The following is a 21,758-nucleotide window of genomic DNA, read 5'->3' on the forward strand; positions in this document are numbered from 1 at the left end:
AACTATCCGGTTTCGGCCAGAAGCGAAAGGTGCTCGTCGCGTTCGGAGGCGCTCTTGTCGGTCAGCGTCGTCGGATAGTCGCCGGTGAAGCAGTGGTCGGTGTACTGCGGCTCGTCGGCGTCGCGATGGTTATGCCCCATGGCGCGATAGATGCCATCGACCGACAGGAAGTCCAGCGTGTCCGCGCCGATGAACTTGCACATCTCCTCCAGGCTCATCTGAGAGGCGAGCAGGTTTTCCTTTTCCGGCGTGTCGATGCCGTAATAGTCGGGATGGGTGATCGGCGGGCTGGCGATGCGCATATGCACTTCCTTCGCGCCCGCCTCGCGGATCATCTGCACGATACGCGCCGAGGTCGTGCCGCGCACCAGGCTGTCGTCGATGAGGACGACGCGCTTGCCGGCGATCTGGCTGCGGTTGGCGCTGTGCTTCAGGCGCACGCCGAGCGCGCGGATCTGCTGGGTCGGCTCGATGAAGGTGCGGCCGACATAATGGTTCCGGATGATTCCGAGCTCGAAGGGGATGCCGGACGCTTGCGAATAGCCGATCGCCGCCGGCACGCCGGAATCGGGCACCGGCACGACGACATCGGCGGGCACGGGCCGGTCGCTGGCCAGCTCCTGGCCCATGCGCTTGCGCACCTCATAGACGCTCTTGCCGCCGACGACCGAGTCGGGCCGCGCGAAATAGATGTATTCGAAGATGCAGGGACGCACCTTCTGCGGCGGAAACGGCTTGTGCGATTCGATGCCGTCCTTCGAGATCACGACGACCTCGCCGTTCTCGACGTCGCGGACGTAGCGCGCGCCGATGATGTCGAGCGCGCAGGTTTCCGACGCGAGGATCGGCGTACCGTCGAGGTCGCCGAGCACCAGCGGGCGGATTCCAAGCGGGTCCCGCGCGCCGATCAGCTTCTTGTTGGTCAGCGCCACCAGCGAATAGGCGCCTTCGATCTGGCGCAGGGCGTCGATGAACTTGTCGACGAGGCGCGGTTTCGTGCTGCGTGCTATGAGGTGAAGCATCACCTCGGTGTCCGACGTCGACTGACAGATCGCGCCGTCGCGGATGAGCTGGCGGCGCAAAGACAGCGCATTGGTCAGGTTGCCGTTATGGCAGACCGCGATGCCGCCGCCGGCCAGGTCGGCATAGAGCGGCTGGACGTTGCGCATGATCGTGTCGCCGGTGGTGGCGTAGCGGCAGTGCCCGATGGCGGCCTCGCCGGCAAGCCGATCGATCACCGAGGCCTTGGAGAAGTGGTCGCCGACCAGTCCCATCCGCCGCTCGGAATGAAAGTGCCGGCCGTCGAAGGTGACGATTCCGGCCGCTTCCTGTCCGCGATGCTGCAGGGCGTGCAGGCCGAGCGCGGTGAAAGCGGCGGCGTCGGGATGGCCGAAGACGCCGAAGACGCCGCATTTCTCACGCAGAAAATCGCCCTCGACGTCATTAGCCACGTCACCTGGGCAGGTATTTTGACCCTCGTCGGGGTGTGTCATCGGGTGCTCCGGGTCGGCGCCGCGCAGTCCGCGCGGAGCCGGGGACCATTACTGGTTGGCGCCGCGCGTACTGTCGAGCAACTGGTTGAGGCCCTGCCTTTCGGTGGGCTGGTAACTCTGATCCGTCTGGTCGCCGTTTCCTGCTGCGTCGTCCCCTTCGGGGGCGGGCGCTTCCTCGCCTGGACCGCCGCGATTGCGCAGCTTCTCGAGGATCGCCTTTTCCGGGTCCTCGGGCAGAAGCGCGATGATCGCATCGCCGGTCTGTTTCAGGATCGGCGCCGAACGGGCGTCGCGGATCCAGTTTGGCTGGTTCTCGACCGGCACGAGCCAGACGAGGAACATATAGGCGATCACGACGAGAAGTAGACCCCTGAAAAGGCCGAAAATGAATCCGAGCGTGCGGTCGAGCGCGCCGATCCGGCTGTCCAGGATGAAGTCGGAGATGCGCATCGTGATGAATGACACGACGATGAGCGTGATCACGAAGATGCCGACGGCGAGCGAGATGTCGGCCAGCCAGTTCGGCTCCACCATCGCCCGTACGTCCGCCTGGAAGCGCGGAAAGAAGTAGAGCGTCGCGCCGGCGGCGACGACCCATGAGGCGATCGACAGCACCTCCCGCGTCAGCCCGCGCACCATGGCGAGCAGCGCCGAGATCAGCATGATCGCTACGACTATGAAATCGAGCCCCGTAATCACCATTTTCGCGGGGAGCCTCCGTTGCGCGAGCCGAGGTTAATTACGCCGAATTTCCAGATGGCGCAAACGCATCGCAGCCAAAATCCCCAGACTCGGGCTCAATCCTGGTCGCGTTTGGGCGCTTCGGCAGCGATCCGCGCCACCAGGCCGGCGAGAGACTCGATCGGATCGATCGGGATCGGCGGCGCGTCACCGGCCTCGGCGATATTGCCGGCAGGAGCCAATGCCTTGGAAAACCCCAGCTTTTGGGCCTCGCGCAGCCGCGCCGAGGCATGCGCGACGGAGCGCACCGCGCCCGACAGGCTGATCTCGCCGAAAAACACCGCATCGGCGGGCAGCGGCGCCTGTGCCAGGGAAGAAACCAGCGCCGCCGCGGCGGCGAGATCGGCGGCCGGCTCGATGATTCGCAGGCCGCCGGCGACATTGAGATAGATGTCGTGCCCGCCGAGCTTCAGGCCGCAATGGGCGTCGAGCACGGCCAGCACCATCGAAAGACGGCTCGAATCCCAGCCGACGACGGCGCGCCGCGGCGTGCCGAGCGGGGAGGGCGCGACGAGCGCCTGCATCTCGACGAGGAGCGGCCGCGTGCCCTCCATGCCGGCGAAGACGGCGGCTCCGGGGCTTGCCGCATCCCGGTCGCCGAGGAACAGGGCCGACGGGTTGGGGACCTCGATCAGGCCCTTGCCGGACATCTCGAAGACGCCGATCTCGTCCGTTGGCCCGAATCGGTTCTTGACCGAACGCAGGATGCGGAAGCGGTGTGCCCCGTCGCCCTCGAAGTAGAGCACCGCGTCGACCATGTGTTCGACCACGCGCGGCCCGGCGATCTGGCCGTCCTTGGTGACGTGCCCGACGAGGATGACCGTGGTGCCGCTCCGTTTGGCGAACCGGATCAGTGCCTGTGAGGTTGCGCGGATCTGGGTGACGGTCCCCGGCGTCGAATCGACCGTTTCCGTCCACATGGTCTGGATCGAATCGATGATCAGCACGTCCGGGGGCGTACCGGTCGAGACGGTTGCCAGGATATCCTCGATCCTGGTCTCCGCGGCGAGCGCGACGGCGGCCTCGCCAAGCGCCAGCCGTTCGGCGCGAAGGCGGATCTGGCCGATCGCCTCTTCGCCCGAGACGTAGACCACACGTCGTCCGCTTTCGGCGACGGCCGCCGCCGTCTGGATCAGCAGGGTCGACTTGCCGATGCCGGGATCGCCGCCGATCAGGATCGCCGATCCGCGCACGAAGCCCCCGCCGGTGACCCGGTCCAGTTCCTCCATGCCGCTGGGCGTACGCGGCGCATCCTCGGTGGTGCCGGCGAGCGGCTGCAGGTCGATGACCCGGCCCTTGCCGGGCTTCAGGCCGGGCGACGCGAGCGGCCCGCCGTCGGAATCCTCGATAAGCGAGTTCCAGGTGCCGCAGGATTCGCAGCGGCCGGCCCACTTGGAGCTGACCGCGCCGCAGGTCTGGCAGACATACTGGGTGGTTCGCCGGGCCACCTCAGCCGTCCTTGACGATATGCCGGAAGCGGCGGCCCAGGTTCGTCAGGATCTCGTAGCCGATTGTGCCGGCCTTGTCGGCGAGATCGTCGACGGTGAATCGATTTCCAAGAAGTTCGACGTAATCGCCTGTTTTGACGGCGTTTTCGTCGAAATCGGTGATGTCCACGGCGATCATGTCCATGGAGACGCGGCCGACCACCGGCGCGGCCTGGCCATTGATGGTGACCTCGGCGCCGGGCCGCCCGTCGGCGGAGCCGCCGGCGCGCAGGTAGCCGTCTGCGTAGCCGGCCGACAGGATCGCGAGCCGGCTGTCGCGCATCAGCCGTTCGGCCCCGCTGTAGCCGACCGGCGTGCCGGCAGTGGCCTCGCGAATGCGGATGACGCGCGCCTCGACGGTGATGACCGGGCGCATGGGATTGGGAATGCCGCCGACGGCGCGACCGCCGTAGATCGCCACGCCCGGGCGCACCAGATCGAAAAGGAAGTCTCCGCCGATGATTGTTCCCGCAGAATTGGCGAGGGACGCCGGCGCGTCGGGCAGGCGCTTGCGCAGGTCGGTGAACCGCCTCAGCTGCTCGCGGTTCAGCGGATGGTCCGGCGTATCGGCGCAGGCGAGATGGCTCATCACCAGGGCGAGCCGGAAATGATCGAAATGCGAGGGATCCTCGGCCAGCGCGTCGGCTTCGGCCAGCGTCAGGCCGAGCCGGGTCATGCCGGTATCGACGTGGACGGCCGCGGGCAGGGACTGGCCCCATTGCCGGCAATGGCCGGCCCAATGGTCGATTTCCTCGAGGCTGCCCAGAACCGGGCGAACGGCATAGTCGCGGAAGACGGACGCGGCGCCGTAGGCCAGGCCCTCCAGCACGTAGATCGTCGCATCCGGGGCGGCCATGCGCACCCGACGCGCTTCCGACAGGATCGCCACGAAGAAGGTCTTGCAGCCGGCTTCGGCCAGCGCGGGGACGACGCGTTCGATGCCCAGCCCGTAGGCGTCCGCCTTGACGACGGCGGCCGCTTCGGCGGGCTCGGCGCGCCGGGCCAGGGCCTTCCAGTTCGCCTTCAGAGCCGAAAGATCAATGGTGAGGCGACCGGCGACTTCGAAATCCTGAAGGTCGTCGGGAAAATCGTGCTTTCGGCCTGTCATTCGATCCGTTCCGGCAACCTTGCATCGGAGGCCAGGTTCTCGAAGCGGGTGAATTCGGCCTGGAAGGACAGGTTCACCGTGCCGGTCGGACCATGGCGCTGCTTGGCGATGATAACCTCGGCGAGCCCGTGCGCCAGCGCCATCTCGTCCTGCCACGTCTCGAATTCCGGCGTGCCTTCGCGCGGCTTCTTGCCCTTGAGGTAGTATTCTTCGCGATAGACGAACATCACCACGTCGGCGTCCTGCTCGATCGAGCCGGATTCACGAAGGTCGGCGAGTTGCGGGCGCTTGTCCTCCCGCGCTTCGACCTGACGCGAAAGCTGCGACAGTGCCAGAATCGGCACGTTCAGTTCCTTGGCTAACGCCTTGAGGCCCGTGGTGATTTCGGTGATCTCCTGCACGCGGCTGTCCTGTGACCGCCGGCTCGAGCCCTGCAGCAGCTGCAGGTAGTCGATCACCAGCATGTCGAGCCCCTTCTGCCGCTTGAGCCGGCGGGCGCGGGCGGCGAGCTGGGCGATCGACAGGCCGCCGGTGGCGTCGATGTAGAACGGGATCGACTGAAGCTGCGTGGCGACATCCACCAGCCGGTCGAATTCCTCCCGGGTCGTCTTGCCGCGCCGGATCGTCTCGGAGGCGACAGCCGCCTGCTCGGATATGATACGGGTGGCGAGCTGCTCGGGCGACATTTCCAGCGAGAAGAAGCCGACGATGCCGCCGTCGAGGGCCTCGACCCGCCCGTCGGGCAGCGTCTGGGCCTTGTAGCGGGCGGCGATATGGAAGGCGATGTTGGTCGCAAGCGCGGTCTTACCCATGGCGGGGCGGCCGGCCAGAATGACCAGGTCGGAGGGCTGCAGACCGCCGAGCGTTTCGTCGAGGTCGCGCAGGCCCGACGAGATGCCGGACAAGTGCCCGTCGCGCTGATAGGCCTTGCTGGCCATATCGATGGCATCCTTGAGCGCCTCGGCGAACCGCAGGAAGCCGGACCCGTACTTGCCCGTCTCGGCGAGTTCGAACAGCCGCTGCTCGGTCTGCGCGATCTGCTGGGCCGGCGGCATGTCGACCGGGGCGTCGTAGGCCAGGTTGACCATGTCCTCGCCGATCGAAATCAGCCGCCGGCGGGTGGCGAGCTCGTAGATCGTGCGCCCGTAGTCTTCGGCGTTGATGACCGTGGTCGCGGCGGCGGCGAGGCGGGCGAGATACTGGGTGACCGGAATCTCGCCAATCGGCTCGTCGCGTTCCAGGAAGGTCTTCAGCGTGACCGGCGTGGCCGTCTTGTTGCCGCGAATCAGCTGGCTGATGACATCGAAGATGCGCTGGTGCACCGACTCGAAGAAGTGCTCGGGCGCCAGGAAATCCGAGACCCGGTAGAACGCCTCGTTGTTGACGAGGATCGCGCCCAAAAGCGCCTGTTCAGCCTCGATGTTGTGCGGGGCCGCGCGGTATTCACTGTCTTGCCGCTCGTCGAGCGGCCGGGGGAGGGCCTGGATCGTCATGGCTCGTTAGTGGCAGATTCGCGATGCGCTGGCCTGCCCGAATCGGCGCGCACTCGAGGCAATAGGCTAACGCATTCACGCTATCCAATTAGTTAACAGATTCTAAACTTGGAATCGCGAAGCCACTTGACGACTCACTCCGCCGCTTCCTTGCGGGGAATCAGCGCGCTGTCGCGCTTGCGCAGCGCCTCTTCGGCATCGCCGATATAGCCGCGTGTCAGCGGCACGGTCTCCAGCGTCTTGGAGAGCTGGATCTGGAAGTTCATCATGCCCTGATTGCGGAACGAGACTTCCGATCCGGCCAGGTAGAACTCCCACATCCGGCAGAAGCGCTCGTCGTAGAGCCCGGCCGCCTGCTCGCAATTGGCCAGGAAGCGGCGGCGCCACTCCCTCAGCGTCTCCGCATAGTGCAGTCGAAGGATCTCGATATCGGTGACGAACAAGCCGGTCTTCTCGATCACCGGCAGCACTTCCGACAGCGAGGGGATATAGCCGCCGGGGAAGATGTACTTCTGGATCCAGGAATTTGTCTCCCCGGGCGGGCCGAAGCGGCCGATGGAGTGCAGAACCATCACGCCGTCGTCGGTGAGGAGATCGCGGACCTTGGCGAAGAATTCCGGATAGTGGCCGACACCGACATGCTCGAACATGCCCACCGAGACGATACGGTCGAACTTGCCCTCGAGCGTACGATAGTCCTGCAGGCGGAAATCGACGCGGTCGTCCAGTTCCTTCTTCTCGGCGCGCGACCGGCTCAGCGCGTGTTGTTCCTCGCTGAGTGTCACGCCGACGACGGAAACGGGGTTGGTCTCGGCGATATAGAGGCCCAACCCGCCCCAGCCCGAACCGATGTCGAGCACGCGCTGGCCCTTCTCGATCTGCAACTTGGCGGCCAGATGCCGCTTCTTGGCGAGCTGGGCCTGCTCCAGCGTCGCGGTCGGGGTCTCGAAATAGGCGCAGGAATATTGCCTGTCGGAATCGAGGAACAAGTCGTACATGCGCCCGTCGAGATCGTAGTGATGGGCGACGTTGTCCTTGGCCTTGCCGATCGGATTGAACTGCCGGACGCGGCGGGTGAGGTAGCGGTAGACGCGCTCGGCGATGATCCACCACGGCAGGTGCGTGGGATCGTCGCGGCGCAGGACGATGTCGAGGAAATCGTAGATCGAGCCTTTTTCGACGACGAAGGTGCCGTCCATATAGGCTTCGCCGAGCTTGAGCTCGGGATTGGAGACCACCGCCCGTTCCACCGCCGCCGTCGTAAAGCGAACATGGACGGGTTCGCCCGTGCCGTCCCCGTAGACCCGGGTGACGCCCCTGTGGTCGGTGACGTGCAGGTCGCCTTCCCTGGCGACCTTCGACAGAGCGTAGTGAAGCAGACCGTTCATTTCCCCCGGTCAACCCAATGCAGACTGCGACGCTGATGGAAATTAAAACATCAAGCGGCGGTCGGGTTCAATCGGGGGAATAGGGGCGACGGCCGGAAATTTCCGGCCGTCGTACTGTTGGTTTAGAGTTTTTCGGCGTCCGAGGCCTCGTCGACACCCGTCTCGGCGGTCTCTTCCGCCTCGGCTTCGGCGTCTTCCTCGAAGAACTCTTCGGCTTCCAGCTCTTCTTCTTCCTCGGCCTCGATCGTCACATCCTCGCCGCGCGCCTGACGCTCGGCTTCTTCTTCCGAGCGGGCCGCATTGACGGTGACGGTCGCGTCGACTTCCGGATGCAGGCGGACCGGGACCTCGGTCAGGCCCAAGGTCTTGATCGGCGAATTGAGAACCACCTGGCCGCGGGTGACCGAGAGACCGGCTTCGGTCAGCGCATCGGCGATATCGCGGCTGGACACGGAACCGTAGAGCTGGCCGCGCTCGCTGGCCTGACGGATCAGCACCACGGCAAAGCCGTTCATCTTGGACGCGACGGCCTCGGCTTCCGACCTGAGCTCGAGGTTACGGGCCTCAAGTTGGGCGCGCTGCTGCTCGAAGAGCTGGCGGTTGGTCTCGGTGGCGCGCAGCGCCTTCTTCTGCGGCAGCAGGAAATTGCGCGCGAATCCGTCGCGCACTCGCACGACGTCGCCCATCTGGCCAAGTTTTGCGATGCGTTCGAGAAGGATGACTTCCATCACTTTTACTCCCGGAATGGATTAGTGGATCCTGGTTCCGGCAGGACGCATGCTGACCAGCTTGCAGGCGCGCGAGCGCCCGAAACGCGTGATCGGCATGTGCGGTACGATGGTGTTTGTCATCGTCTCAGCTGTCCCGCCGGTTCGGCGGTTAGAGCCGGCTATTCGATGGAATGCCAACCCAACCAGAAAGCGCCGCGGGCAGGGCCCGCGGCGCGGTGAAATCGATACTTACTTCACGATATAGGGCAGAAGGCCCAGGAAGCGGGCGCGCTTGATCGCCTTGGCGAGCTCGCGCTGCTTCTTCTGCGACACCGCCGTGATGCGGCTCGGAACGATCTTGCCGCGCTCCGAAATGTAGCGCTGCAGCAGCTTCACGTCCTTGTAATCGATCTTCGGGGCGTCGGCGCCGGAGAACGGGCAGGTCTTGCGACGGCGGTGAAACGGCCGACGGACCGGCAGCTGTGCGATATTCGGAATGGACATTACTCTTTACCCCCCTCGCTGGCGGAGCCTTCGCTGGTTCGCGGACGGCGCTCGCCCCGATCGCCGCGGTCACCTCTGTCGCCCCGGTCACCTCTGTCACCGCGGTCACCTCTGTCACCGCGGTCGCCCCGGTCACGCGGACCACGGCGGTCGTCGCGTTCGCGCCGAACCAGGATCGCCGACTGGCCTTCTTCGTGCTCTTCGACACGGATGGTCATGAAGCGCAGGATGTCGTCGCTGATGCGCATCTGACGCTCCATCTCGGCCACCGCCGCGTGCGGGGCGTCGATATTCATGAGCGAGTAATGCGCCTTCCGGTTCTTCTTGATCCGGAACGACAGCGGGCGGACGCCCCAGTATTCGGTCTTTGCGATGGTACCGCCATTTTGCTCGATGACGGCCTTGTACTGTTCGGTCAGCGTCTCGACCTGCTGCGCTGACACGTCCTGGCGGGCCAGGAACACGTGCTCGTAGAGTGGCATTGATATTTGCCTTTCCGTTTCAACGATGGTCGCCTTCGGCGCAAAGCCTCTTCGAAGCCTTAAAGGAAAGGCGTTCGAAACAAGGTCTCGAGAGCGGAGACACGGGAAGTCGGGCAACGCGCCCTGCCGGTCTTGAAATCCGGCCTTCCGTTCAGCCTCCGGCCAAAGCACGACCGGAACCGGGCTCATATACTCGATCGGTCCGAAAACGCAAGCATGACGGTGCGTGCCGGCAACCTGTCGACGGTCGCGTCCGGCTGACCCGGCGCCACCCTGAAAGCGGGGCGCCAGTGTGTTTTCGCTGGCGATAAGCACCCGAGGGTATACACAGGTACGCGGCGGCACGTCTTGACATACCGGGCGCCAGCGTGTCTGTGCGGGCCGCGATCCGGCGCGGAGTGCCGGCAAGAGATATTTCAGGCAAGCGACATGACTACGGCATTCGTGTTTCCGGGGCAGGGCAGTCAGGCCGTCGGTATGGGCAAGGCCCTGGCCGACGCCTATCCGGCCGCGCGCGCCGTATTCGAAGAGGTTGACGACGCGCTCGGCGACAAGCTGTCTGAGGTGATCTGGGACGGCCCGGACGACCGCCTGACGCTGACCGAGAACGCTCAGCCGGCGCTGATGGCGGTCTCGATGGCCGTTGTCCGCGCGCTGGAAGCCGAGGGAATTTCGGTCGCGTCGGCAGCGCGTTACGTCGCTGGCCACTCGCTCGGCGAATATTCCGCGCTTGCCGCCGCCGGCGCGCTCACGCTTTCCGACACCGCGAAGCTGCTCCGGACCCGCGGCAAGGCGATGCAGGCCGCCGTTCCGGTCGGCGAGGGCGCCATGGCCGCGCTGCTCGGCCTCGACTATCAGGCGGCGCTCGAGGTGGCGCAGGAGGCCGCCCAGGGCGAGGTCTGCCAGGCCGCCAACGACAATGCCCCCGGCCAGGTCGTCGTCAGCGGCGCGAAGGCCGCGGTCGAGCGGGCCTGTGAAATCGCGACCGCCAAGGGCGCGATGAAGGCGATCATGTTGCCGGTAAGCGCGCCGTTCCATTGCGCTATGATGGCGCCGGCCGCCGAGGTGATGCAGGCGGCACTGGCCGAAACCGAGGTGAAGGCCCCGGTCGTTCCGGTGGTCGCCAACGTCGTCGCGGGCCCCGTGTCCGACCCCGACGAGATCCGCAAGCGGCTCGTCGAGCAGGTCACCGGCACGGTTCGCTGGCGCGAATGCGTTGAGTGGATGGCCGGGCAAGGCGTGACCGACTTCAAGGAGGTCGGCGCCGGCAAGGTGCTGACTGGCCTGACGCGCCGCATCGACCGTTCGCTGAAGGGCGCCGCCGTTGGCGCCCCGGATGACATCGCGGCGTATCTCGCCTCGCGATCCTGACGGCCGGAAGCGCAAGGCGCCGTCGTCATCATTTGGAGGTTACATGTTTGATTTGACGGGAAAGACAGCGCTCGTGACGGGCGCGACCGGTGGCATTGGCGGAGCCGTTGCCCGCACCCTTCATGCCCAGGGCGCGACGGTCGCCATCTCGGGAACGCGACAGGAAGCGCTCGATGCGCTGGCCGCCGAACTCGGCGATCGGGCTCATCCCGTTGTCTGCAATCTCCAGGACGCCGAAGCGGTCGACGGCCTCGTCGGCAAGGCCGAAGAGGCGATTGGCGATCTCGACATTCTCGTCAACAACGCCGGAATCACCCGCGACAACATCTTCATGCGCATGAAGGACGAGGAGTGGGATACCGTTCTGGTGGTGAACCTGACTGCCGCGTTCCGGCTCACGCGCGCCGCCGTGAAGGGCATGATGCGTCGCCGGTCCGGGCGAATCATCGGCATCACCTCGGTTGTCGGCGTTACCGGCAATCCCGGTCAGGGCAACTACGCCGCGGCGAAGGCGGGCATGATTGGCATGTCCAAGTCCCTGGCCCAGGAAGTCGCGTCGCGCGGCATCACCGTTAATTGCGTCGCGCCGGGCTTCATCGAGACGGCGATGACAGACGCGCTCAACGAGAAACAGCGCGAGGCTGTTCTCGGCCGGGTTCCGGCCGGACGTCTCGGCACCTCTGATGACATCGCCGCCGCGGTCCTCTATCTGGCCAGCGACGAGGCGGCGTATGTGACGGGGCAGACCCTCCATGTGAACGGAGGAATGGCAATGATCTGAATGCGTTCGCTGCCGATCCCCAACAAGATGGATCGGGGCGGGCGAATTCTGGTCAATATCGGGAAAGTGTGTTACTAGCCGCGAGCCTCGGGTGTCGGCCGCATGGTCGGGAACCCGGACAGAATACGGATGCGGCATCCGAAGGAGGCTTGGTCCGCCTTGCGCCCTTCCCGATAATCTGAACGGCACTGGTGTAAACGATATTTGCTATCGGGGATGACAGGATGAGCGACATTGCAGAACGTGTGAAGAAGATCGTTGTCGAGCACCTCGGCGTTGAGGCTGACAAGGTCAGCGAGAACGCCAGCTTTATCGACGATCTCGGCGCCGACAGCCTTGATACGGTCGAGCTCGTGATGGCCTTCGAGGAAGAGTTCGGCTGCGAAATTCCGGACGATGCCGCCGAGACCATCCTCACGGTCGGCGACGCGGTCAAGTTTCTCGAGAAGAACGCGTCGTGACATCGGGCGGGGCAATCGGTTCATGGTCCGTTTGTCCCGCGCCGCTTTCCAGTCAGTGAAGCATAATCCGGATCGTCCTAGATGAGGCGTGTGGTCATTACCGGCCTCGGCATGGTTACGCCGTTGGGCTGTGGCGTGGAGCCGACGTGGACTCGGCTGCTTGCCGGGGAGAGCGGCGCGAGCAAGGTCGAGGATTTCGACGTCTCGGACATCGCCTGCAAGATAGCCTGCCGCATTCCGCGCGGCGACGGCACTGACGGCACCTACAATCCGGACGACTGGATGGCGCCGAAGGAGCAGCGCAAGGTCGACGACTTCATCGTCTTCGCGATGGCGGCCGCCGAGCAGGCGCTGAACGATGCCGACTGGCATCCCGAATCCTATGAGGATCAGACCCGCTCCGGCGTGCTGATCGGGTCGGGAATCGGCGGATTGTCCGGCATCGCAGCCGGTGCCAAGCAGCTCGAGGAGAGAGGCGCGCGGCGTTTGAGCCCGTTCTTCATTCCCGGCCGCCTGATCAACCTTGCGTCGGGATACATCTCCATCCGGCACGGCCTAAAGGGCCCCAACCACGCGGTCGTGACCGCCTGTTCGACGGGCGCGCACGCGGTCGGCGACGCCTCGCGCATGATCATGCTGGGCGATGCCGACGTCATGGTCGCCGGCGGTACCGAGGGCGGTGTATGCCGGCTCGCCTTGGCGGGATTCGCGTCCTGCCGGGCGCTGTCGACCGCCTTCAACGACGATCCCACGCACGCCTCGCGGCCCTATGATCGCGATCGCGACGGTTTCGTCATGGGCGAGGGAGCCGGCGTCGTCGTGCTCGAATCGCTGGAACACGCCCAGGCGCGCGGTGCCCATATCTATGCCGAGGTGATCGGCTACGGCATGTCCGGCGACGCCTACCACATCACTGCGCCATCGGAAGACGGTGACGGCGCCTACCGCTGCATGCAGGCCGCGGTGAAGCGGGCCGGCATCGATGTTTCCGAGATCGACTACGTCAACGCGCACGGCACCTCGACGCCGCTGGGCGACGAGATCGAGCTGGGCGCGCTGTCCCGCCTCGTCGGCAATGCCGCGGGCCGCATCTCCATGTCGTCGACGAAGTCGGCGATCGGCCACCTGCTCGGTGCCGCGGGCGCCGTCGAGACGATCTTCTCGGCGCTGGCGATTCGCGACAACGTCGCCCCGCCGACGCTCAACCTCGACAATCCCTCCGTGGACACCCCGATTGATCTGGTGCCGCACACGGCGCGCAGGCGTGAGATCAATACGGTCCTGTCGAATTCCTTCGGATTCGGCGGCACCAATGCGTCCTTGATTCTGCGTCGACTCGACGCCTGATCGCACGCGTTCCGTTGGCGGCGGAGCGTTTCACCGTTTCGCCGTAATCCGCAATACCATCGGGGGTGGTTTTCCGTGCGCGGGATATTCAGGAGTCGTAAGGTGACCGAGGGCCATTCCGAAGAACCGGTCGACGGACACCGGGTTTCGCCGCGCAGTCCGCGCGAAGCCTTGCAGCCGGAACCGGCGCCGCCGCCGCCGGCCGCATCGCGGCGCGCGAAGAACAAGTTCGTCGTCATGGCGAGCGGCATCTTCACCTTCCTCATGCTCCTCGTCATCGGCCTGGGTGCCGTGCTGTTCATCGGCAAGTATCAGTTCGATACGGCCGGCCCGCTCGATACCGCGGTGCATGTCAACGTCCAGCGCGGCAAGGGCGTGCGCGAGATCGCCCAGCAGCTCGAACGCGAAGGCGTGATCGAGCAGGCCTGGGTGTTCGTCGGCGGCATTTTCCTGAACAAGGCGCAGGATGACCTGAAGGCCGGCGAATACGTGATCCCGGAGCATGCCAGCATGCGCCAGGTCATGGACATCCTGGTCGAGGGCAAGGCGATCCTGCATCAGGTGACGATCCCGGAGGGCTATACCAGCGAGCAGATCGTCGCCAAGCTGAACGCGGATACGATCCTGATCGGCGAGATCGAAGAAGTCCCCGCTGAGGGCACGCTGCTGCCGGAAACCTACAGTTTCGACCGCGGCACCAGCCGCGCCCAGATGATCGACCGCATGAAGCGTGCCCGCGAGCGCGCGCTCGAGGAGATCTGGAACCGCCGCGTCGACGACCTGCCGGTTTCGAGCCCTGAAGAGTTGGTGGTCCTGGCCTCGATCGTCGAGAAGGAAACGGGCAAGGCCGACGAGCGCCCGCGCGTTGCAGGCGTGTTCATAAACCGCCTGAACAAGGGCATGCGACTGCAGTCCGACCCGACGATTCTCTACGGCCTCTACGGCGGCAAGGCGTTCTTCGAACCGCGCACCATCACCCGCAGCGAGCTGGATGCGCCGAACGCCTACAATACCTATCAGATCAACGGCCTGCCGCCGACGGCGATCGCCAATCCGGGCCGCGCCGCGCTCGAGGCCGTCGCCAATCCCTCGCGCACGGACGAGCTGTATTTCGTCGCCGACGGCACCGGTGGCCATACCTTCGCGGCGAGCCTTGAAGAGCACAACCGCAACGTCTCGAAGTGGCGGCAGGTGGAGAAGCAGCGCCGGGAGCGTGCCGCCGCGGAGGCCGACGAGGCCGCCAGGCTGGAAGCCGAGCGCGAGGCCGCCGAGGACGGCGAGGGCGGAACCTCGCTCAAGGGGCTCAATCTCAACGTGAACTGACCGCACGGCGCCGGCCTCGGCTTGTCGCTGTGGCGGAGGCCGGATAAGTTCGCGCCGAACCGGCGGGAAACCCGTTTTCCGCTTTTCCTCGAACGTCGACCCGGAACGAAAATATGGCGCTCGCGAGCATGACCGGCTTTGCCCGGGTTGAAGGCTCCTTCGGTGACTACCGCTGGCACTGGGAAATCCGCTCCGTCAACGGCCGCGGCCTCGACCTGCGCCTGCGCTTGCCGCAGGGATTCGACCGCCTGGAGCCGGGGGTGCGTGAGCGTTCTCAGAAGCGCCTGTCGCGCGGATCGCTGTCCGTCAACCTGCAGATGCACCGGGCCCAGGCCGTCGGTGCGGTGCGGATCAACGCGGACGCGCTGGAGGCGGTGCTCGCCGCCTGCGAAACGCTGACCGCGACAGGCAAGGTCGAATTGCCGCGCGCCGACGGCCTGCTGGCGCTCAAGGGGGTCGTAGAGACCGAGGACCAGACCGAGGACGAGGAGACGCGGGCCGCGCTCGACAAGGCCCTGCTGGAGACCTTCGGTGAGGCCCTGGGCCACCTGGTCGCGATGCGGCAGAGCGAAGGCGCCCATCTGGCCACCGTCCTGGCAGCGCGCATGGACGAGATCGAGGCCCTGGCCCGGGAAGCCGGCGCCAATCCGTCGCGGACACCGGAAGCGATCGAGAAACGGATCGCCGATCAGGTCCGCACGCTTCTCGAATCGGCCCCGGCGCTGGATCCGCAGCGCCTGCACCAGGAGGCGGTGCTGCTGGCGACCAAGGCCGATATCCGCGAGGAGCTGGATCGCCTGAACGCCCATGTCGAGGGCGTACGGGCTCTGCTTTCCGGCACCGGGTCGGTCGGGCGCAAGCTCGAATTCCTCGCCCAGGAATTCAACCGCGAGGCCAATACGATCTGCTCGAAGTCGAATGACGTGGCGCTGACGCGCGTCGGGCTCGAGCTGAAGTCGGTCGTCGATCAACTGCGGGAACAGGTACAGAATGTCGAGTGAGATGCCCGATGGCGGGCCGCTGAAGCGTCGCGGCCTGATACTGATCCTGTCCTCACCGTCGGGGGCGGGAAAGACGTCGATATCGCGCTCTCTCCTTGGCGAAGAAAACAAGTCGGATAACTCCATCCACCTGTCCGTGTCGGTGACGACCCGCAAGCGCCGGCCGAGCGAGGTCGACGGCGTCCATTACAATTTCGTTTCCACCCGACAGTTCGAGTCGATGCGCGACCACGACGATCTGCTGGAGTGGGCGGAGGTGCACGGCAACTACTATGGCACCCCGCGCGAGCCCGTCGAAGCCGCCCTTCAGGCTGGCAAGGACGTCCTGTTCGACATCGACTGGCAGGGAACCCGGCAGGTGCTCGAGAAAATGCGGGCGGATACCGTCGCCGTGTTCGTCCTGCCGCCGACCGCCGCCGAACAGCGCGCACGGCTGGAGCGGCGTGCCGAGGACGACAGCGACGTCATCGCCCGGCGGCTCTCCAATGCGCGTGACGAGATCACGCACTGGACCGAATACGACTACGTGCTCGTCAACACCGATCTCGACGAGAGCGTAGCCAAAGCGCGCGCCATTCTGAACGCCGAGCGGTGTCGGCGCGAACGCCTCGTCGACCTTCCCGATTTCATCGCGGCGCTCGACCGCGACCTCGCCGCCGAAACCGGTTAGGCGGACGCCGCGAACGCGCGCGTCAGCGCGAGAAACCCGTCGACAGGAATGTCTTCCGCCCGGCTCGTCGGGACGATCCCGGCGGCCTCCAGCAGGGCTTCGGGCTGCGGGACAAGGCTCTTCAGGCTCGACCGCAGCATCTTGCGCCGTTGGCCAAAGGCGGCCGCGGTGACCCGCTCAAGGTCCTTGAACCGCACTCCCTCAGGCATGTCCGTGGGTTCGATACGCACGACGCTCGATGTGATCTTCGGTGGCGGCGTGAAAGCGCGCCGGTCGACGTCGAACAGGATGCGGGCACTTGAACGCCATTGCGCCAGGATCGACAGGCGCCCATAGGTCTTCGATCCCGCGTCCGCGACGATCCGCTCGGCGACCTCGCGCTGGAACATCAGCGTTAGCGAGTCCCACCACGGCGGCCAGGCGTCCGAACCGAGCCAGCCTACGAGCAGCACAGTCGAGACGTTGTAGGGCAGGTTGGCGACGATTCGGCCCGGGGGGTCGATACGGTCGCCAAGGTCGAGCTTCGTCGCGTCGGCGGCGACGATTTCGAGCCGTCCCGGAAACGCTGCGGACAGGTCCTCCAGCGCCGCGATGCAGCGGTCGTCCTTCTCGATGGCAACGACCTTCTTAGCGCCCTCCAGCAGCAGCGCGCGGGTCAGGCCGCCCGGTCCCGGGCCGACTTCGGCGACCGTCACGCCGTCGAGGGGGCCGGATGCCCGGGCGATACGGCGGGTCAGGTTGATGTCGAGCAGGAAGTTCTGGCCGAGCGACTTGCGCGCCGCGAGCCCGTGATGGGCGATGACCTCGCGGAGAGGAGGAAGATCGGGCGTGTCCGGCATCACGGCCGCGCGGCCATGCGCCACGCCATCCGTATCGCGGCGACGAAGCTCGACGGATTGGCCTTTCCGGTGCCGGCGAGAGAGAGCGCCGTGCCGTGATCCGGCGACGTGCGCACGAACGGCAGGCCGAGCGTCACGTTCACCGCGTCGTCGAAGGCGATCGTCTTGATCGGGATCAGCGCCTGGTCGTGATACATGCAGATGGCTGCGTCGTAGCCGCGTCTGGCGCTCGCGTGGAACAGGGTATCGGCCGCCTGCGGTCCGCGCGCGTCGATGCCCTCGGCGACGAGTGCCGCGACCGCGGGCGCGACGACGTCGCGATCTTCCGTTCCGATCCGGCCGCCTTCGCCTGCATGGGGGTTGAGCCCGGCGATGGCGAGGCGCGGGGTGGCGACACCGAATTTCGCGGTCAGTTCCCGGGCGACGATCCGCGACGTCTCCACGATCAAGTCCTCGGTGAGCAGCCGCGATACGTCGGTGATCGGCACATGGACGGTGACAGGCACGACGCGCAGCTCGTCCGAAGCGATCATCATTACCGGATAGGCGTCGAGGCCCCGGCGGCGGGCGAGTTCGCCCAGGAACTCGGTATGGCCGGGAAACGCGAAGCCGGCATCGTAGAGCGTTTCCTTTTGCACCGGGGCCGTGACGACCCCGCAGGCCCGGCCGTCGACCACGTCCGCGACGGCGCGCTCGATCGCCTCGAGAACGGCGGGTGCGTCGTCCGTCGATGGATCGCCGGCCTTGGCCGAGCGGACGCGGCTTGCGAGCCGCATGACGGGTATCCCGTCGCCGAAGGCTGCGTGGGCTTCAGAGGGACAATCGATGGTGAGGACAGGAACCGGGACGCCGGCAGCGTCCAGGCGCGCGGCCAGGAAGTCCGGATCCGCGAGGCAGTAGAACGGGCAGGGGGTGCCTGTTCGCAGGGCAAGCCAGGACAGACCGATAAGCTCCGGGCCGACGCCGGCCGGCTCGCCCATCGTCACCGCGAGCGGGTTGCGGGACATCTATCTAGGCCCGCTCAGCGATACTCGATGACGGCGCTCTGCTTCAGATCGATCAGGAGGCGGCGCGCCAGACGTTCGCCCTGTTCGTTCATGAGCTCGTTCTGGACCTGCTTGCGCGCGGCGGAGGTATCCTGGATTTCCTCCCGGTCGCAGACGCCGAGAAGGTCGATGGCGATCGGGCCCTTGTTCGGGCTGGTAATCCCGCCGACCTGAATATCCTTCAGTTCGTCGACGACGTTTGAGGCGATGTCGGCCAGGTTCCGGCGAACCGAATCCTTGACGACGATATCGCGGAACGACTTGGCGAGGTCGCGGGCGCTGTCGCAGCCGGTGTACTTGGACCGGAACGCCTGGGCATCCGCAGTGCGCTGGCGGATATACGCATCCGAACTGTCCTGCGGAATGATGAAGATGATCTGCTGGATCTCCAGCTCGACGCTGGTCGACGGCAGTTCCTCGCCCTTGCGGGCGAGAGCGACCTCGATGTCGCGGTCGCGAATATTGACGCTGGAACGGAACCGCGCCCGCACCACGTTGCGCCATGTCAGGTCGGCTTCAAGGCGCTTCTTGAGGGTCGAGGGATTGACCCCGAGCTGCTGGAGGGCCTGACCGAACTGGCTCGGCGACAACTGGACCCGGCTGGCGATGGCGTTGAAAGCCTGATCGACTTCCGCCGAGCTGACCGTAATGCCGACGCGCCGGGCGGCCTGCATCTTCAGCCGCTCGTCGATAAGCTCGTCGATGGCTTTCTGCTTCGGGTTCGCCGTTCCGCGGGCAGTCGCCTGGATCAGTTTCTGCCGCTGCGCGATGTCGTATTGGGTGACCGGCTCGTCGTTGACGAGAATCGCGATCGACGTGGCGACCGCGGGGCGTGCCGACCCGGCGACAAGAGTACCCGCCGCGCCCGCCGCCACGACTGCGCAGAAGGCGACCGTGCGGGAAAACCGCAGAAAACCAGAAAGTCCGGTGGAGTCATTCATCCGATATGCCCAGATAACATGATCAGCCCATGCCATTGGATTATGGCAGGCACATGGCTGCCGGGGCCAGTATCTGGCCCCGGCGTTCAATGTCTAGTCGTTTCGGTTGCCGATGGATTGCGAGAATTTGCCTTCCGTCAGGGAGCGCAGGGCAAACCGGAAGGTAATCCGTTCGTCCGGCTCCTTGTCCAGATCGCGTGCGTATTGCCTTTGATAGGCAACGGCGATCGTGACGCATTCGTTTTCGTACCCGAATCCGAAGGAGTTAGAGATCCATTGCGGAGAATGGTTCGGCTGCGTGGATGTCGACGGTGTGCCGGAAATCTCGTAGCGACCGCCCGCCCAGACCGACCAGTTGTCGTCGATCTTCAGCTTGGCGACGCCCTGGATTTCCTCGCGATCGACGATGAAGCCCTGGTTCGGATCCGCGGCGATGTTCGAGTAGATGACCGACGACGTCAGCGCGCCGTAGCCGCCGCTGACTTCTAGGTCGTAGCGCTTGTTGTCGAAATCCGACTCGTCGAGACGAATACGATTGACGATCTGAAGCGACGAGAGCGGCGAGAAATAGAGCGCGGCCACGTAGTCCGAGCGATCCGTCTCCAGGCCGGAGCCGTTCGGGAAGGGGTTGGCGCCGGCGAGTTGGTAGGACTGCCCGAACACGCCGCCGACTTCGATGCCGGATTCGGTCTGCGCGGTGTAGCGCACGCCGACATTGGCGCGGGTGCCGCCTTCCATCCGGTCGTAGCCGGAGAACTTGTCGATCTCGAACAGGGTGGTGTCGTCGAACACCAGGCTCAGTGCGTCGTTGTTCGGAATGACCGCGTTGTCCTGCGCATCGGGACGCGCCACGAGTTGCGCGATCGGTTCGATGATCTGATAGCCCCAGGTGTTCGAGATCAGGATCGGATAACGATATTCGATGCCGGCCGCGGCCATCCCGCGGATGATCGTATCGTCTCCGTTCGGCATGAATCTGTTGAGGACGCTGATGTTGGTGTAGCCGTCGCTCAGATACGGATCGTCGATGCTGAACGAATACGCGTCGCCGCGCATCGACACGAAGGGGGTGAACACCTGGCCGAAGTTGTCGGTTACCGACCGCTCCCAGCGCAGCTCCGCGATGGCCCGATTGGTGGTGCCCGGGACGCCGATCAGTTCGCAGGTTGTCGACCGCGCCTGGTCTAGGATGCCTGCCGGTGTTCGGTTGCCCGACAGATCGGAAAGCCTGCTCGGGTTGTTCAGGTAGCCATAGGGACACCCGAAAGTCGGGTCGAGCTGCTTGGCGTAGGGGAACCGCGGCCTGAATTCGGCATCCGAGCGCGACAGGCTGAGCGAATTGAAGTCGAGCGACAGCCGTCCGCCCAAAACGGAATCGTCGAATATGTAGTTGTAATCGACGATCGGGTGAATGACCGGCTGTGAATCCTCGTTGAACCGGTTGGGGTCCTGCAGGATCTGGTAGTGGACGATCCGGGCGTCGAACCAGTTCCGCGCGCTCTGACCGGTCAGGAAGAGCTGATCGCGGAGTTCGGTGCGGTTCGTCAGGTTGTACGTCCGCATGAAGGTCTGGTCGGTCTGCAGCGTCCCGTCCCAGCCCCATTTCCAGAAATCGTTGATCTGGAACAGGCCTTCCGTCTGCACGACGCCGCGGAATTCCTTCTGGCTGTCGATGCGGTACGGCTCGAACTTATCCGGGTCGAGCTGGTAGATGCCGGCGCCGCGCACGAGGTAGCCGCCTTTGGCGAAGCGCTGCCGCCATTCGAATTCGCCCAGCGGCCCCTGGATAGAGTAGGGCGTCACCGAGACCGTCAGGTCGTAGTCGGGCGAAAGCGCGAAATAATACGGAATTTCAACGCCGTATCCCAGATCCTTATCGTAGATGAAATTGGGGCGGAGAAAGCCGGACCGCTGCTTCACGGTCGGATCGGGGTGGCTGAAGTACGGCAGGTAGGCGATCGGCATGCCGAACAGCTCGAAGCTGGCGTCCTCGTAATAGACGGTCTGCTCTTCCTGATTGTGGATGATGCGCTTCGCCTTGATCTGCCAGAATGGAGATTTCTCCGGATTCTCCTGGCACGGCTTGCACGCGGTATAGACGCCCGTATTGAACACGGTGACGTTCTCGTCGAAACGCTCCGCCGAGGTTGCGGCGAAACGGGTCTCGTCGGTCGTCACAAGGGTCAGCTCGTTGACGAAGCCGTCACGGAAATCGTCGGTCAGCTCGACCGCGTCGGCATAGATCACGTTCTTGTCGGGGGGCGTGACCTTTACGTTGCCGCGGGCGTACACCTTGCCGGTCTTCTGATCGTATTCGACCCGGTCCGCTTCGACGGTATAGCCCTTGTAGTAGATGTCGACCGAGCCCTGGGCCGACACCATGTCGTTGTCCAGATCGTAGATGAGCTCGTCGGCCTCGAGCAGCATCCGCGCGTTGGGATCGCTGTCGATGATGTCGGTCATCGTCGAGCTGGTCGGAACCTGGGCAAACGCGGACGGCGGTGCGGCGACAAACGCCACGCCCATGAGAACTGCAACGATGCCTGGCATCGTGCAGCGAGTCCGATCGAAA

The 21,758-nt window shown here is 65.2% G+C and carries 20 protein-coding genes; 7 read left to right on the top strand and 13 right to left on the bottom strand.

The features are described 5' to 3' along the window. Positions 1 to 2 precede the first annotated feature (2 nt). The 9 genes from purF to rpsF form a co-directional block, all read right to left on the bottom strand. On the bottom strand, positions 3 to 1,493 hold the full coding sequence (gene purF, locus MUB46_RS15170; protein WP_261616778.1) for an amidophosphoribosyltransferase: 1,491 nt from the start codon (positions 1,491 to 1,493) through the stop codon (positions 3 to 5). A 48-nt stretch (positions 1,494 to 1,541) separates the two neighbouring features. Beyond that, on the bottom strand, positions 1,542 to 2,195 hold the full coding sequence (locus tag MUB46_RS15175) for a CvpA family protein (RefSeq protein ID WP_261616779.1): 654 nt from the start codon (positions 2,193 to 2,195) through the stop codon (positions 1,542 to 1,544). Between the two features lie 95 nt (positions 2,196 to 2,290). Next, a complete protein-coding gene (radA, locus tag MUB46_RS15180) occupies positions 2,291 to 3,682 on the bottom strand; it encodes a DNA repair protein RadA (protein ID WP_261616780.1) in 1,392 nt (463 codons plus the stop codon). Between the two features lies 1 nt (position 3,683). Next, positions 3,684 to 4,829: an alanine racemase gene (gene alr, locus MUB46_RS15185; protein ID WP_261616781.1), complete on the bottom strand. Its 1,146-nt coding sequence runs from the start codon at positions 4,827 to 4,829 to the stop codon at positions 3,684 to 3,686. Beyond that, positions 4,826 to 6,322, bottom strand: coding sequence for a replicative DNA helicase (locus MUB46_RS15190; protein WP_261616782.1), 1,497 nt, complete (start codon positions 6,320 to 6,322; stop codon positions 4,826 to 4,828). The genes alr and MUB46_RS15190 overlap by 4 nt, the downstream gene beginning before the upstream one ends. Positions 6,323 to 6,456: 134 nt before the next feature. Beyond that, entirely contained in the window at positions 6,457 to 7,710 is a 1,254-nt protein-coding gene (locus tag MUB46_RS15195; RefSeq protein ID WP_261616783.1) for a cyclopropane fatty acid synthase, read from the bottom strand. A 122-nt stretch (positions 7,711 to 7,832) separates the two neighbouring features. Further along, positions 7,833 to 8,438 (bottom strand): 50S ribosomal protein L9, encoded by a 606-nt coding sequence (gene rplI, locus MUB46_RS15200; protein ID WP_261616784.1) that lies wholly within the window; start codon positions 8,436 to 8,438, stop codon positions 7,833 to 7,835. 231 nt (positions 8,439 to 8,669) lie between these two features. Then, positions 8,670 to 8,924 (bottom strand): 30S ribosomal protein S18, encoded by a 255-nt coding sequence (rpsR, locus tag MUB46_RS15205; protein ID WP_261616785.1) that lies wholly within the window; start codon positions 8,922 to 8,924, stop codon positions 8,670 to 8,672. Continuing rightward, positions 8,924 to 9,406, bottom strand: coding sequence for a 30S ribosomal protein S6 (gene rpsF / locus MUB46_RS15210; protein WP_261616786.1), 483 nt, complete (start codon positions 9,404 to 9,406; stop codon positions 8,924 to 8,926). The genes rpsR and rpsF overlap by 1 nt, the downstream gene beginning before the upstream one ends. Positions 9,407 to 9,835: 429 nt before the next feature. Between rpsF and fabD the strand changes: the two genes are divergently transcribed. The 7 genes from fabD (at position 9,836) to gmk (ending at position 16,360) form a co-directional block, all read left to right on the top strand. Then, the gene (gene fabD / locus MUB46_RS15215; RefSeq protein WP_261616787.1) at positions 9,836 to 10,777 is read left to right on the top strand and encodes an ACP S-malonyltransferase; all 942 of its coding nucleotides are present in this window, start codon (positions 9,836 to 9,838) and stop codon (positions 10,775 to 10,777) included. A 43-nt stretch (positions 10,778 to 10,820) separates the two neighbouring features. Beyond that, positions 10,821 to 11,558, top strand: coding sequence for a 3-oxoacyl-[acyl-carrier-protein] reductase (fabG, locus tag MUB46_RS15220; RefSeq protein WP_261616788.1), 738 nt, complete (start codon positions 10,821 to 10,823; stop codon positions 11,556 to 11,558). A gap of 224 nt (positions 11,559 to 11,782) precedes the next feature. Continuing rightward, on the top strand, positions 11,783 to 12,019 hold the full coding sequence (locus MUB46_RS15225) for an acyl carrier protein (RefSeq protein ID WP_261616789.1): 237 nt from the start codon (positions 11,783 to 11,785) through the stop codon (positions 12,017 to 12,019). Positions 12,020 to 12,100: 81 nt separating this feature from the next. Next, positions 12,101 to 13,366: a beta-ketoacyl-ACP synthase II gene (fabF, locus tag MUB46_RS15230; RefSeq protein WP_261616790.1), complete on the top strand. Its 1,266-nt coding sequence runs from the start codon at positions 12,101 to 12,103 to the stop codon at positions 13,364 to 13,366. 102 nt (positions 13,367 to 13,468) lie between these two features. Then, positions 13,469 to 14,689, top strand: coding sequence for an endolytic transglycosylase MltG (gene mltG, locus MUB46_RS15235; protein ID WP_261616791.1), 1,221 nt, complete (start codon positions 13,469 to 13,471; stop codon positions 14,687 to 14,689). A 113-nt stretch (positions 14,690 to 14,802) separates the two neighbouring features. After that, positions 14,803 to 15,690: a YicC/YloC family endoribonuclease gene (locus tag MUB46_RS15240; RefSeq protein ID WP_261616792.1), complete on the top strand. Its 888-nt coding sequence runs from the start codon at positions 14,803 to 14,805 to the stop codon at positions 15,688 to 15,690. Next, positions 15,680 to 16,360 (top strand): guanylate kinase, encoded by a 681-nt coding sequence (gmk, locus tag MUB46_RS15245; RefSeq protein WP_261616793.1) that lies wholly within the window; start codon positions 15,680 to 15,682, stop codon positions 16,358 to 16,360. Before MUB46_RS15240 ends, gmk begins: the two co-directional genes overlap by 11 nt. On the opposite strand, the gene rsmA is transcribed toward gmk, so the two are convergent. From rsmA to MUB46_RS15265, 4 genes are all read right to left on the bottom strand, one after another. Further along, complete coding sequence (gene rsmA / locus MUB46_RS15250) at positions 16,357 to 17,199, bottom strand: 16S rRNA (adenine(1518)-N(6)/adenine(1519)-N(6))-dimethyltransferase RsmA (protein WP_261616794.1); 843 nt, start codon at positions 17,197 to 17,199, stop codon at positions 16,357 to 16,359. The genes gmk and rsmA overlap by 4 nt on opposite strands. Next, a complete protein-coding gene (gene pdxA / locus MUB46_RS15255; RefSeq protein ID WP_261616795.1) occupies positions 17,199 to 18,206 on the bottom strand; it encodes a 4-hydroxythreonine-4-phosphate dehydrogenase PdxA in 1,008 nt (335 codons plus the stop codon). The genes rsmA and pdxA overlap by 1 nt, the downstream gene beginning before the upstream one ends. 14 nt (positions 18,207 to 18,220) lie before the next feature. Then, positions 18,221 to 19,186 carry a SurA N-terminal domain-containing protein gene (locus tag MUB46_RS15260; protein WP_261616796.1) on the bottom strand — a complete coding sequence of 322 codons (966 nt, stop codon included), beginning with the start codon at positions 19,184 to 19,186 and terminating at the stop codon, positions 18,221 to 18,223. A gap of 93 nt (positions 19,187 to 19,279) precedes the next feature. Next, positions 19,280 to 21,736 (bottom strand): LPS-assembly protein LptD, encoded by a 2,457-nt coding sequence (locus MUB46_RS15265; protein ID WP_261616797.1) that lies wholly within the window; start codon positions 21,734 to 21,736, stop codon positions 19,280 to 19,282. Positions 21,737 to 21,758: the final 22 nt, after the last annotated feature.

Source organism: Microbaculum marinisediminis, from assembly GCF_025397915.1.
Taxonomy (GTDB): domain Bacteria; phylum Pseudomonadota; class Alphaproteobacteria; order Rhizobiales; family Tepidamorphaceae; genus Microbaculum; species Microbaculum marinisediminis.